The organism is uncultured Sutterella sp., from assembly GCF_937923675.1.
Taxonomy (GTDB): Bacteria; Pseudomonadota; Gammaproteobacteria; order Burkholderiales; family Burkholderiaceae_F; genus Sutterella.
Genome location: NZ_CALDXB010000018.1, coordinates 15,454 through 27,800, shown reverse-complemented (window position 1 = coordinate 27,800; position 12,347 = coordinate 15,454). Strand labels below are relative to the sequence as shown.

General features: G+C 51.1%; 13 protein-coding genes. 7 read left to right on the top strand and 6 right to left on the bottom strand.

Annotated features, from left to right (window positions below; all coding sequences use genetic code 11):
* Window positions 1-24: 24 nt before the first annotated feature.
* Genes yidD through rpmH form a run of 3 tightly spaced genes read right to left on the bottom strand, consistent with a single transcriptional unit; the run spans window position 25 to window position 971 of the window.
* Window positions 25-312 carry a membrane protein insertion efficiency factor YidD gene (gene yidD / locus Q0106_RS01415; protein ID WP_297608059.1) on the bottom strand — a complete coding sequence of 96 codons (288 nt, stop codon included), beginning with the start codon at window positions 310-312 and terminating at the stop codon, window positions 25-27.
* A 17-nt stretch (window positions 313-329) separates the two neighbouring features.
* Window positions 330-806, bottom strand: a complete 477-nt coding sequence (locus tag Q0106_RS01410) for a ribonuclease P protein component (RefSeq protein WP_297607900.1) — start codon at window positions 804-806, stop codon at window positions 330-332.
* Between the two features lie 24 nt (window positions 807-830).
* A complete protein-coding gene (gene rpmH, locus Q0106_RS01405; RefSeq protein WP_005429158.1) occupies window positions 831-971 on the bottom strand; it encodes a 50S ribosomal protein L34 in 141 nt (46 codons plus the stop codon).
* A gap of 616 nt (window positions 972-1,587) precedes the next feature.
* Here rpmH and dnaA point away from each other — a divergent pair.
* From dnaA to Q0106_RS01375, 7 genes are all read left to right on the top strand, one after another.
* A complete protein-coding gene (gene dnaA, locus Q0106_RS01400; protein WP_297607898.1) occupies window positions 1,588-2,949 on the top strand; it encodes a chromosomal replication initiator protein DnaA in 1,362 nt (453 codons plus the stop codon).
* A gap of 54 nt (window positions 2,950-3,003) precedes the next feature.
* Window positions 3,004-4,122 (top strand): DNA polymerase III subunit beta, encoded by a 1,119-nt coding sequence (gene dnaN / locus Q0106_RS01395; RefSeq protein WP_297607895.1) that lies wholly within the window; start codon window positions 3,004-3,006, stop codon window positions 4,120-4,122.
* Window positions 4,123-4,252: 130 nt separating this feature from the next.
* Window positions 4,253-6,811 (top strand): DNA gyrase subunit B, encoded by a 2,559-nt coding sequence (locus Q0106_RS01390; protein WP_297607893.1) that lies wholly within the window; start codon window positions 4,253-4,255, stop codon window positions 6,809-6,811.
* A gap of 62 nt (window positions 6,812-6,873) precedes the next feature.
* Window positions 6,874-7,350: a 5'-nucleotidase gene (locus Q0106_RS11850; RefSeq protein WP_366139456.1), complete on the top strand. Its 477-nt coding sequence runs from the start codon at window positions 6,874-6,876 to the stop codon at window positions 7,348-7,350.
* Between the two features lie 2 nt (window positions 7,351-7,352).
* Window positions 7,353-7,805: a 5'-nucleotidase gene (locus Q0106_RS11845; RefSeq protein ID WP_366139459.1), complete on the top strand. Its 453-nt coding sequence runs from the start codon at window positions 7,353-7,355 to the stop codon at window positions 7,803-7,805.
* A gap of 449 nt (window positions 7,806-8,254) precedes the next feature.
* On the top strand, window positions 8,255-8,995 hold the full coding sequence (locus tag Q0106_RS01380; RefSeq protein WP_297607890.1) for a hypothetical protein: 741 nt from the start codon (window positions 8,255-8,257) through the stop codon (window positions 8,993-8,995).
* Window positions 8,931-9,707, top strand: a complete 777-nt coding sequence (locus Q0106_RS01375) for a BON domain-containing protein (RefSeq protein ID WP_297607887.1) — start codon at window positions 8,931-8,933, stop codon at window positions 9,705-9,707. The genes Q0106_RS01380 and Q0106_RS01375 overlap by 65 nt, the downstream gene beginning before the upstream one ends.
* Before the next feature lie 78 nt (window positions 9,708-9,785).
* Here the strand turns inward: Q0106_RS01375 and menA are convergent, their stop codons facing one another.
* The 3 genes from menA to Q0106_RS01360 are packed head-to-tail and all read right to left on the bottom strand — an operon-like array spanning window position 9,786 to window position 12,334.
* The gene (gene menA / locus Q0106_RS01370) at window positions 9,786-10,709 is read right to left on the bottom strand and encodes a 1,4-dihydroxy-2-naphthoate octaprenyltransferase (protein ID WP_297607884.1); all 924 of its coding nucleotides are present in this window, start codon (window positions 10,707-10,709) and stop codon (window positions 9,786-9,788) included.
* A 7-nt stretch (window positions 10,710-10,716) separates the two neighbouring features.
* Window positions 10,717-11,067 carry a DUF493 domain-containing protein gene (locus tag Q0106_RS01365; protein WP_297607881.1) on the bottom strand — a complete coding sequence of 117 codons (351 nt, stop codon included), beginning with the start codon at window positions 11,065-11,067 and terminating at the stop codon, window positions 10,717-10,719.
* 43 nt (window positions 11,068-11,110) lie between these two features.
* Window positions 11,111-12,334, bottom strand: a complete 1,224-nt coding sequence (locus tag Q0106_RS01360) for a D-alanyl-D-alanine carboxypeptidase (protein ID WP_297607879.1) — start codon at window positions 12,332-12,334, stop codon at window positions 11,111-11,113.
* Window positions 12,335-12,347 lie beyond the last annotated feature (13 nt).

The window sequence follows — 12,347 nt, the reverse complement described above, 5'->3', positions numbered from 1 at the left end:
CTCTTGGATTGAGTTAGGGGTAATTTAAAGATTAAAGAAGGATCGCCCGCTCGAGTTCGCTCCTTCTTCATGAATGTCCTTGCAGTCCCTGCACCAGCATCGCCAGCGAAAGGTATTCGGGACCGGATCATACCCTCTGCCGCCCAATGGATGGCATCGCAGAAGCCTCATTACGATCATCCACCCGCCTTTCAGGGCGCCATGACGCTCCAAAGCTTCAATAGCATACTGCGAGCAGGTAGGCAGATAGCGGCATTCGCGCCCCACCCATGGCGACAAAGTCAGCTGGTAGAGTCGAATGAGTCCGATCATCAGCCGCTTCAGGAAATTCATTTTTTTCCTTCTTTTGCGGACTGAGCTTTGCGGCGTTGATCCGCTCGGCGCACAACCTCCTCAAGAAGGACTGCTGCATCGGCACGAAGCTTTTCCTTCAGACTGCTGCGTGAGGATGCACCGAGAGAACAAAGCTCGGTTTTAAGCCTCAAAGAAATATCCAGCCCAAGATTTCTAGAGGCCAGCACTTCTCTGAGTTCAGGAAGCCGCAGTCTTGCAGCTTCCCTCAATGTACGCTTAACGATCGCCCTGTCAACAGAAAGCGGCGCATTGCGCTTTCCGACCGTAATGCCTACACGAACGCGATGCGGTTCTGAATTCTCAAGGCATCCAGCAGTGAAATACGCAGAATGGACGCGGAACGACTGCGCATTCCGCGTCCTCAATATCACACCGAAGTCAGAGCTTTTAATGAGGCGACTGCTTCGGGGAAATCCGTAGTTCTCCGCCGGGCTTCCGGTCACGGCAAGCATCCAGCCGTGTTAGGGCAACCGCTATTAGAGGGCGAGAACGTGACGGCCCTTGGCGCGACGACGAGCCAGAACGCGGCGACCGCCCTTCGTACGGCTGCGAACGAGGAAGCCGTGAGTGCGGGCACGCTTGGTCTTGGAGGGCTGATAGGTACGCTTGGTAGCCATGATGTTGTTTCCTTTGTCTCGAGGGAGAAGCTTGTAGAGACTGAATTGTCTCTACTCAGCGGATGAAGAATCCAAAGCAGACTGAGTGCTGCTCTGACGCATTCCTCTTGGTCTCCGACGACCCTGGATACAGGGCGGGACTGGAGGAAGCCTAGAAAAGCTCGCTATTACACAACAATCTGCGTGGTCTTGTCAAACCTCGGACTGTGGAAAATTGCATTTTCACCCGGAGACTGGTTCTGCGCAGAAGAAGTGAAAAACGCTTTCAGTAGTAAGGTGATACACGAGAATACTATATATAGATGTTTCTTTCCAAACAACAACATTCTCTTGTGTACATCACCGAAATGTAAGTGTTTAATCTCTTAAATTGACTAGAGCTTCAGAGAATCCCTATTCACATCATTTTGTGGATAATTTAAATATTCATAGTCTTTCAAATCTTCTGTGGATAACTTTTTTAGTTATATTTCAATTAATTAATGAGTTATCCACAAAGAAAACGCCATTCCCTAAAGAAAACTTGGTAAAATGAACGATCCCTGCCTGTCAGGCAACAGCAAGATCGAAATCTGATTCCATCTTGTCCTTCAACGTTTAGCTCTTTATTCGGCCTATGCAAGTCTTTTGGCAAAAGTGTCTGGACAACCTGAGAGAGTTTGTTCAGAGCGCACCAAAAATCTATGACACGTGGTTCAAAGTAATCAATCCCGTTGCCTGGGATCCGGATAATGGAGTGCTGACGCTCGAAGCTCCGGCTTCCAAAGTTCGCTTTCTTAGAGATACGTACCTCAAGAATATCCAGCGGATCGCCACCCACGTCAATGACGATCGGCCTGTGACCGTCTCTCTCATTGCCGCTCAGAAAGAGGCTGCTGAAGTTCAGAAGTCCTCTGTCGGCACGTCAGAGTCCGACGTGCGCAGAAGAGAGGAAACCGGTCTCCTTCCGGGGCTGACGTTTGAAAACTATGTCAACGGCAATGCCAATCAGCTTGCCGTTGCCGCGGCAGAGCACGTTGCCACAACCACCGGCACTCAGTACAACCCGCTCTACATTTACGGTGGGGTGGGCCTGGGCAAAACACATCTGATGCAGGCGATTGGACATCGTTACCTTGATCTGCATCCCAAGGCAAAAGTCCGTTGCGTTTCTGCTCAGGATTTCATTAATGAGTACACGGCTGCTGTCAGGGAGTCTGCCAATAAGACCCATGCAAGCCTGGAAAAATTCGATGAGCGCTATCGCAACCTCGACCTGCTCCTCATCGACGATGTTCAGTCGCTCTCCGGCGCCAAAGGCTCTCAGGGGCAATTTTTCCGCGCGTTTGAAGCGCTTGTTCCTCACAACAAGCAGCTGGTTATTACTTCAGATACTTATACGCGCGGACTTAAGGATATCGAGCCTCGCTTGATTTCCCGCCTTTCCCAGGGGCTGTCCGTCGCTATTGAACCTCCTGAATTCGAGATGCGCACAGCCATTCTGCTCAATAAGGCGAAGGCCATGGGCGTCAATCTTCCTGATGAAGTAGCTGCCTTTATTGCCAAGCGCCTTAAATCCAATGTTCGCGAACTCGAAGGCGCCCTTCAGCAGGTCGTCGCTTATCAGCAGTTTCAGCCGTCTGCATCGCGCGAAATTACCATTGATATTGCGAAGCGCGTGCTGAGAGATCAGTTCCAGGTCGTCAATAGCCTGATCACCATTGAAAATATTCAGAAAACGGTTGCTGACTACTACAAGATCAAAGTCGCAGACATGCATTCAAAGCGTCGCCCCGCCTACATTGCATTACCGAGACAAATCGCCATGTATCTCACGAAGGAACTGACCCAGCATAGCCTTCCTGAAATTGGTGAAAATTTTGGCGGCCGGGATCACACAACCGTTATGCATGCGGTTCGTAAAATCACTCAGGAACGGCAGAGCAATGCTGAACTCAATCATGAGATTCATGTGCTTGAGCAAATGATCCGCGGTTAAATCGCGACCTGCCATCCAATCAACATCGATAAATCACGAATTTTCAGTCCGATCATGAAGCTTATTGCCAGTCCTGTTGAGAACCTGTTCAAACCCGTCAAAACGGTATCGGGCATTGTTGAACGCAATCAGTCCCTGCCCGTGATCAGCAACATTCTGATCGAGCAAAGGGACGAGTCCGTCACATTCTCAACAACGGACCTTGATATTCAGATCCGTACCTCTGCGCCTGTTGGCGTCGCGGGAGCGGAAGGCACCTTCACGGTTTCCGCACAGAAAACATCTGAAATTCTTGCGGCACTCCGCCCGCTTGATGTTGTCGAAATTGACGTCGGTGAGGACGGCCTGGCCGCCTTTTCTGTTTCCGGAGGCAGCTTCACCGTTCAGACGCTTCCGCCGGAGGACTTTCCGGTCATTAAGACCCAGACACCTGTAAGCTCGTTTACATTACCCGCTAAAACCCTTCGCTACCTTCTGACGATGACCTCCTTTGCCATGGCCGCAAAGGACATTCGTTACTATCTGATGGGGGTTCTGCTCGTTGCTCAGGGCTCAAAACTCCGCGCTGTCGCAACGGACACGCATCGTCTCGCCTATTGCGAAGCGGTAGTGGACGGCATGATGCAGGATGAAAAGGTCGAGGCAATTGTTCCACGGAAGACTGTGCGCGAACTGATGCGCATTCTCCCGGAAGACGATTCACCGGTTGTTGTCAATCTTGGCGACACGCAGATCTGCTTCAAGTTCGACAATGTTGAATTCATCTCTAAGTTGATTGAAGGAAAATTCCCTGATTATCAACGCGTTATGCCGACAGAAGATACAAATCCGCAGTGCGTTCGCCTTAATCGGGAAGAACTTCTTCTGGCGCTTCGGCGGGTGCAGATTCTCACCAATGAAAAATTCCACGGCATGCGCTGGCTGTTCAAGGAAGGGGAGCTGCTCATCCAGGGCAATAACGCCGAACAGGAAGAAGCCAGTCAAACAATTCATGCTCCTTGGACATGGGGAGAACTCGATATCGGCTTCAATCTGCTCTACATGATTGAACTTCTCACAAACCTGAAGAATTCCGAAGTGGACTTCCATTTCGCGCCCACGCCGAAGAGCGTCCTGGTCACGATGCCGGAATCTTCCAGCTTCCGCTATCTCATCATGCCGATGAGAATTTAAGCAATGCTTTTGCAATAGAGGCGCATTCGGTCAGGAAATGCGCCTCGCCAAGGCCTTTTCGACTTGCACCTAACATCAATTCGCCCCATTCATTCTGTTTGCCAGGGCGAAGCCAAGGATTAAAGATTTCATGTCCGAAGCGGAAAATCACATGATTGAAGCGCCTGAAGCGCTGCCTCAGGTCCAGAATCTGGATGAAATACATCCGGATCAGAATCCCAGCGCCTATAACGAATCAAGCATTCAGATTCTTGAAGGATTAGAGGCCGTCAGGAAGCGCCCTGGAATGTATATCGGCGATACGGCCGACGGTTCTGGCCTGCACCATCTCGTCTATGAAGTTGTCGACAACTCCATTGATGAGGCGCTTGCCGGATTCGCGACGCACATTGAAGTCACGATTCATACCGACAATTCTGTTTCGGTCGTAGACGATGGCCGCGGCATTCCCTCTGCAATCAAATGGGACGATAAGCACGATCCTAAGCGCAGCGCTGCAGAAATTGCGCTTACGGAACTCCATGCCGGCGGCAAATTCGACAATAACGGCTACAAGATCTCTGGCGGCCTCCATGGTGTGGGCGTTTCCTGCGTCAATGCGCTTTCATCTTGGCTTCGCCTTACTGTGCGCCGCGACGGAGAGGCAAGGTTCCTTGAATTCCGCAAGGGCTTAGTGCAGAACAGGATTGTGGAGCAACTCCCCGATCCCCTTACCGGCAAGCTCGAAAACGTTTCTCCTATGAAGCTTCTCGGGCCTACGAATCGTCGCGGTACTGAAGTTCACTTCCTTCCTGATTTAACGATCTTTGAAAAGGTCACGCAGTTCAGCTACGACACGCTGCTCTCGCGCCTGCGCGAACTCTCATTCCTGAATTCAGGGGTGAGCATTACGCTCAAAGACCTGCGCACCTCGCATGAAGCACACCTGAAGACCGACAAGGGTTTGGTGGCTTATGTTGAATATAAGAACCAGTCCCGGACGGTGCTTCATCCCAAGATTTTTCACGCCAAGGGAACGGTGCTTTCCAGCGGAACGCCCGTGGAAGTGGAAATCGCGATGCAGTGGCAGGACAGCTATAACGAAAGCCTCACTGCCTATACGAACAACATTCCGCAGCGCGACGGCGGCACGCATGTGACGGGACTGCGTGCAGCAATGACGCGCGTGCTGAAGAACTATATCGCCAAGAATGAGCTTGCCAAGAAGGCTAAGGTCGATCCGGAGGGCGATGACATGCGCGAAGGCCTCACCTGCGTGCTGTCTGTAAAAGTTCCTCAGCCTAAATTTAGTTCCCAGACAAAGGACAAACTTGTTTCGAGCGAAGTCCGTCCTGCGGTAGAAGATATCGTCGGCCGTGAACTGGAGCTTTATCTCGAACAGAATCCGACTGATGCCAAGATCATCTGCGAGAAGATCATAACGGCTGCCCGCGCACGCGAAGCCGCTCGCAAAGCACGCGACCTCACTCGGAAAACCGGTGTGGGCGGCGGTCTGCCCGGGAAACTTGCTGACTGTCGCGAAAAGAATCCTGCTTACTCCGAACTTTTTCTCGTAGAGGGCGATTCCGCCGGCGGGTCTGCCAAACAAGGGCGAAACTCCCAGAATCAAGCCATTCTTCCGCTGCGCGGCAAAGTGCTCAATGTTGAAAAGGCAGCTCAGGATAAGCTCCTTGATTCCGAACAGATCCGCATGCTGACGCTTGCCCTCGGCACCAACATCGGTAAGAACTTCGATATTTCAAAATTACGCTATCACCGCATCATCATCATGACCGATGCGGACGTGGATGGCGCGCATATCCGCACGCTGCTTCTTACGCTGTTCTACCGTCAGATGCCCGAACTCCTTGAAAACGGGTATGTGTATATTGCACAGCCGCCGCTCTATAAAGTCCAGAAGAACAGCAAGGATAAGGGGCGCTTCCTCAAGGATGAGGCGGAAATGAGCGCCTATCTGACAGATCTTGCTCTCAAGGGTGCTGAGCTTTATCCCAATGAAGAAGCTGTAAAAAACAACTCTCCGATACGGGGAAGCGCACTTGAGTCTCTCGTGGCCGAATATCTCCAGGCCCACGCCGTCATTTCCCGCCTGGGCAACGTCCTTGATACCGGCGTGCTTCTCGCCATTGCGGCCGGCACTGAACTCTCGCTTGAAAATTCCTTTGATGCTGAGGAAAGCGCCAAACGCCTGGAAAGGGAAATGCGCGACCCCAACGTTAAGGTTGAAGCGCAATGGAACGAAGAGGAGGAGAAGCACGTCCTCAAGGTCCACCGCATGAAGCACGGCAATGCGAAAACCACAACCGTTCTGCCGGAGTTCATCCTGTCGGCTGACTATCAGAAGCTTCGCGAAAGCTCCCGCATGCTCCAGGGCGTAATTGGCGAAGGCGCTCGCGTAAAGCGAGACAAAGATGAATCTCCCGTCAAGAATTTTGCTGAAGTGGTCAGCTGGCTGATGCGTCAGGCTGAAAAAGGCCTTATCCGTCAGCGATACAAAGGGTTGGGTGAGATGACTCCGGAGCAGTTGCGGGATACCACAATGGATCCGAAAGTACGCCGAATGCTCAGAGTACGCATTGAAGATGCTGCCAATGCCGATGCAATCTTCTCAATGCTCATGGGCGACATCGTAGAGCCGCGCAGAGCCTTCATTGAGAGTAATGCACTATTCGGGAATATCGATACCTGATGCCCTAGTTCCAGGCGTCCGGAAATCTCTTCCGGGCGCCTTTTTCTTCCAAGAATTCCTAGATGACTGCCCAAACTGAACAGTTAGTCGTTGCTGTCTCTTCCAGAGCCCTTTTCGACCTAGAAAAAGAACATCAGCTTTTTGAAACCCAAGGGTATGAAGCCTTTCGGGACTATCAGGTCAGAATGAAGGACGAGCCTTTGAAGCCAGGCGTAGCCTTTCCCTTCGTCAAACGGTTCTTAGGCCTGAATAAGCTCTTTCCCAACCTGGAACCATTTCGCGTAGTTGCGTTATCGCGCAATTCGCCGGAAACGGCCAGACGCTTCTTCAATTCCTGTCGACATTACCAACTCCCGATTCATGCCGGCGCCTTCACTTCCGGACAATCCACCTTTCCCTACATCTCAGCATTTAAGGTCTCGCTGTTCCTATCCGCCAACGCAGCCAATGTTTCCCGAGCGATTGAAGCGGGACTTCCGGGCGGCTTGGTGTTGCCGAACCCTATGGCAGATGACGATGGCGACATGATCCGACGCTAAGGATTGCTTTTGATTTCGACGGCGTTCTTGCTGACGATGAATCCGAGCGTTGCTATCAAAAGGAAGGCCTCTCCGCGTTCCATAAGAACGAAATGGAAAAAGCGGAAACCCCGCATGCTCCTGGCCCCCTGAGAGACTTGTTTGCCCGGCTTTCAGCTTTCCAGCGCCTCGATTATCAGACCCGGGGCATCAAGGACCCTTACTTTAAACCTGCCATCCGCATCTCCATTGTCACCTCCAGAGGCGCACCAAGTGAAGAACGATTGATCACAACCTTAAAAAGCTTCGGCATGAGCGCGGCAGAACTCTTCCTGCTTGACGGTCTTGATAAAGGCAGCATCCTGGAGGCTATTCGTCCCCATATCTTCTTTGATGATCAGGCTAGGAATCTCGAAAAAATGCAGGCTCAGATACCCAGCGTACTTGTTCCGTTCGGCATCCACAATGAGCAATAGAAAACCATAAATTTCAACAAGTAACGTAATGATACCAACAGGAAATTCACCAATAACTCATACAGTATCCACAGACAATCCACAGGCTAGAATGAATCTCCTTGGAAACTTTCCTCAATTCCCTTATTCAATTAAATCTTTATATTTAATAAGCAGTCGTTAGTAGTAGGTAAAACGTTTTCTGTGGATAACTTGATTTTATTCATTGCTATCATGCAGATAAGAGTCGTGTTTTGCTGTGGATAGATGGATGAATGCATTGTGGGCAAGCATGGATAGACTGGGGATGAATTCCTGGGAATTTCGGGCTAGCCGTGAGTTGTCCACAAAATGCACCATCAACATAAAAGTTGTTCACGCGAGTTGTTCACATAGTTGACAACATTTTTGTTTATATGTCTATAACCTCCGCTTTTCTGCCTTGGTTCGCGCCGAAGCTCTCGCGCTCTATGCGGGGAGTCATCAATAACCTTGGGCATCGAACAGTCTTCATGCGAGGAGAGCGCATTTATGAGTCGCCGGGCTTTTTCCAGAAGCTGATGCTGGTTGAACGCGGTGTGGTTGCGAAGGCTCTCCTCGATCCTTTTCATAAGGATCCTCTGTTGATTTCGCTTTCTGGTCCTGGTGCGTTCTGCGGCAGTTATGAAACGCTTTTTTTACAGGACAGAATGCAGCGACGGCATTGGTGTATGACTACCACGGAAGTTGTGGTTGCCAATGCGGATCTGTTGCTGCGCATTTGTGACCAGAATCCATCGTGGCAGCGAGAACTTTCACACTACTCCTCTATCTGCGCCGTATCTGATCGCCTCGGCCTGTTGGTGACGCACTCTGCCACGGTAGAAGAACGCCTTGCGATTTTTCTTGTAGCAAACTCAATTTCCGCGAATCAGGATTTTCAGGATCTTCTTCGGGAAGGCGTTGTTGAATGGGTAGCGCTCAGCGTCATTCCTTCTCTACAGGTGGCATCTTCCGTTATTAATACCTCGCCTGAGCAAATACGGGGGGTGCTTAGACAGTGGCTGAAGGAGGACAGGATCCGATATCTCTCGCATAAAGTTCTCATTTCACGGGAACTGCTCTCTGGAAGCTGGCAGAAAATTCAGCCGATTCTCCAGACTGCAAATGTTTACGAAGCGGAAGCCCTCAGGACTTCTTTACCTGTGCGCGATCTCGAACTGCCTCGCTAAACTTCTAAAACGCTTTCGGCTTTCGGTTCATCTCTTTTTACGGTTGATGGTGCACATGCAGCGAATCTCATTCAGAAAGGCTTCCCTTGCTCTTAGCTTGTCGGTCGGTGTCGTAATGCTTTCCGGGTGCATAGCCGCCCCACTGATTGTTGGCGGGGCGGCCGCAACAACGGCATCGGTTGTAACGGACCGTAGAACTGCCGGTTCCATCGTGAGCGATGAAGTTGTGGAAAAGCGCGTGTCCTATGAAATAGAACAGGCTCTTGGGAAGAGTCAGCCGCATCATGTGACGGTGACCGCCTATGATGGACGCGTTTTGCTCTCGGGAGAAATTAACTCTCTGGGGAATAGAAAGGCTGTTGAACAGATAGCCACTGCAAGTCCGGATGTTCGTGGCGTAGTCAATGAGCTTGCGGTTATGGAGCCCTCATCGCTCTCGACGCGTCTTTCTGATTCGCTCCTCGCAACCCGGGTTCGGACTTCTATTGTCGGAAACAGCAAGATTTCTCTGAACCAAATGAAGGTTGTGGCCGAAAGAGGCATCATCTACCTGATGGGGCTCGTGACGGGAGATGAGGCTCAGATTGCTGCGCAGACAGCGGCAAAGATTTCCGGCGTTCAGAAGGTCATTACCTGCTTTACGATTGCTACGCGCGAGGAAATTGAACTGCGCATGAAGACTGTTGAGCAGAATCAGCCCAAGGAAGATTAAGGCTGCTGCACCGAGCAGTCTTCACGCATAAAAAGCGGGCTTTTGCAATCTCAATTGATTGATAAAGCCCGTTTTTTCTTAAAGCTTCCCGACAAAAACAGCCAGGATGCATCCTGTCGCAAAGAGCAAGGAGAAGATGCCTTCGAGCTTTACGCAGCCAAACATAACGGCATTTAGTGCCTCGTGTTCTTTCTGAGCAAGATTTTTTGCAATGGAAACGGCCAGAGGAAGGGTTGCCAAGGCGATAAGAATCGGCCAATGAGAGGGGCTGTTTACACCCATGATGACAAGGGCGGCATAAGGCACAAGCATCAGGCAGTGAAATAACTTCAGGAAACCAGGCTTGCCGATGACGACAGCCAGGGTATTGCGCCCAATACTGGCATCGTGTTCATAGTCGCGGAAATTGTTGACTGCAAGAACGCCGGAGGCAATGCTGCCGAGTGCGAGGCCAAGGAGGCATGCATTGATCGATATGCTGCCAGTCTGAAGGAAATAGGTGCCGCATACGGCGGTCAGGCCGAAAAATACCAGGACGACAAGCTCGCCGAAAGGCGTGTAGGCAATGGGCTTCGGGCCGCCCATGTATGAATAAGCTGCGATGAGCGAAGCCAGGCCGATCAAAAGGAAAATCCATCCGCCGATCCAGATGAGCACGGCAGTATTGATGAGCGCTAAAAGCGCCCCGATTCTGATCGCAATACGGGCTGTCGAGAGGCTGATCCATCCCATGGTGGTTGCTCTCGGGAGGCCTCTGCGGTTTCCTCTTTCGGCGTTTCTTTCCGCATATCCCAGGTCATTTTCCATGTTGGAAATGGCTTGCATCAGGATAGCAATGGAAATAGTGAAGAGTGCTGTAAGAGGTGCAAAGGTCTTGGTTTCACTCCAGGCAAGCGCCAGAGAAGCAATCACCGGGGAGACAGCTATTAACCAGGTTTTCGGGCGTGTAAAGGCCAGCCAGGAACGGATCAGTCCAGGATTTTCGCGGGCAGTGGGGGTCATTCTGTTTTTAAAGGGCGTATTTCACCATCGGACAGGCCGTGAGCGCACGGTACATGTCATCGAGCTGTTCTCTCGATCTCGCTGTAACCGTTACCGTCACGCACTGATATTTGCGGGTTCTCGACCAAGTGACGGCAACGTTTTTTTCGTCGAAGTCTTCGAAATGAGATTTCGTAATCCCAATGATTTCTTTAGGGAAAGATGGAGATGCATCGCCCATGACCTTAATTGGAAATTCCATGGGGAATTTCATGAGCGCTTCGGACTGTTCCACGGCCTCTTTCAGCTGTTCGGACTCCTTGTCTTGAACGACTTCAGAATCCATGGTTACAACATCCTTTTTTTCCGCTTCAGTCATTTTCTTCACTCAAGGAAATAAGAAATAAGGGCGCCTCTACGCATCAGGGATGCAGAGCATCCTGGTCAAGCGCGATACGGAGCGTATCGCGAAATCTTGCCCAGAAACCACCGAGAGGAACATTTTCCGCCGCTGCGAGCGGGGCTTTTGCAATTTCGCGGTTGTCGGCATAAATCTTCACTTCCGCGATGAGATCCCCTTGCGCGACAGGCGCTACAAGGGGAGAAGAATAGCTCACGCGGATATCAAATGCGTTTGAGCCGTTGCTGATCATCTGTTCTCTGGAAAGCGTTGCAAACAAATCCTCATTGAGTACCGCCGCCACTTTTCGGGTGCGCCCCTTGAAGACGGGAATCTGCGCAACAATGGCTCCCTTGTCGTAAATTCGGAGTGTTTCATAGTCGCGCCATGCTCTGAGAAAGAGGGCGGAGAGGCGATCTCGCAGGGCTTTTTGACCCGGAGCGTTGAGTTCTACCGCAAGAAGCCTGCGGATGCGGTTCCCGGAGTTTCTTGGATTCTCTGAAAGTACGACGGCACATGCATTCTTCTCATCAGGAGCAATAAAAATCCCTGAGATTGCAGGACTATGAATCAGCAGAAAGTTGGATGTGGTCTGAGGCGGCAGACCGGTTGCCGTAAAGCGTTGTTGAGCGGCCCATATTCGCGTAATAGAAAAATCCCGGTAAAGCGCCTGTGCCAGATGCGCAATATCTTCTGCAGAAGATGTGCAGGGCTCTGAATTCGTGCAGGGATAAGAAAACTGCGAGGAGGTCATGCCAAGTTTTTCAGCACTCTTTCGCATGCGCTGGGTAAATTCTGCGTGAGTGAGACCGAGGGATGGCGCAATTGCCTCTACAGCATCCGGGGAGCCGTTCATCAGCGCACTCTGCAGGATCGTCGCGAATTCGACAGTTTTGGGCGATTCGGCAGCGTCTTTTCTATTCTGAACTTTGCCTAACCAGGGGTTGGGCACGTTCTCAAAAAGATCGAATGCAGTGTTTTTAGCGATATCAAGCGCTGTATAGACCGCCATCAGAGGCAGCATAGGTTCAGCAGAAACCGGAGCAGCCGGAGCTTCCTCAAGTATGGTCTGATTACTTTCAAGATCAATGAGCAACGTTGCGGCCTGCGCGGATTGAAAAGTAAAGACCGCCGCAAGTGCAACCAGTGCGGATGTGAATCTGGGGAACAACCGGAGCATGCGTGATAAGAGAATCTCAGGAGAAGAATAGTCGGCTGGTGGCTGTGTCAAAATGAAGCGTTTCAACGTCTTGATTGAT

What these genes read in the sequence shown, in the direction of transcription:
- yidD (WP_297608059.1), bottom strand. Translation starts at nt 312, where the DNA reads ATGATCGGACTCATTCGACTCTACCAGCTGACTTTGTCGCCATGGGTG.
- Q0106_RS01410 (WP_297607900.1), bottom strand. Translation starts at nt 806, where the DNA reads ATGCTTGCCGTGACCGGAAGCCCGGCGGAGAACTACGGATTTCCCCGA.
- rpmH (WP_005429158.1), bottom strand. Translation starts at nt 971, where the DNA reads ATGGCTACCAAGCGTACCTATCAGCCCTCCAAGACCAAGCGTGCCCGC.
- dnaA (WP_297607898.1), top strand. Translation starts at nt 1,588, where the DNA reads ATGCAAGTCTTTTGGCAAAAGTGTCTGGACAACCTGAGAGAGTTTGTT.
- dnaN (WP_297607895.1), top strand. Translation starts at nt 3,004, where the DNA reads ATGAAGCTTATTGCCAGTCCTGTTGAGAACCTGTTCAAACCCGTCAAA.
- Q0106_RS01390 (WP_297607893.1), top strand. Translation starts at nt 4,253, where the DNA reads ATGTCCGAAGCGGAAAATCACATGATTGAAGCGCCTGAAGCGCTGCCT.
- Q0106_RS11850 (WP_366139456.1), top strand. Translation starts at nt 6,874, where the DNA reads ATGACTGCCCAAACTGAACAGTTAGTCGTTGCTGTCTCTTCCAGAGCC.
- Q0106_RS01380 (WP_297607890.1), top strand. Translation starts at nt 8,255, where the DNA reads ATGCGGGGAGTCATCAATAACCTTGGGCATCGAACAGTCTTCATGCGA.
- Q0106_RS01375 (WP_297607887.1), top strand. Translation starts at nt 8,931, where the DNA reads ATGTTTACGAAGCGGAAGCCCTCAGGACTTCTTTACCTGTGCGCGATC.
- menA (WP_297607884.1), bottom strand. Translation starts at nt 10,709, where the DNA reads ATGACCCCCACTGCCCGCGAAAATCCTGGACTGATCCGTTCCTGGCTG.
- Q0106_RS01365 (WP_297607881.1), bottom strand. Translation starts at nt 11,067, where the DNA reads ATGACTGAAGCGGAAAAAAAGGATGTTGTAACCATGGATTCTGAAGTC.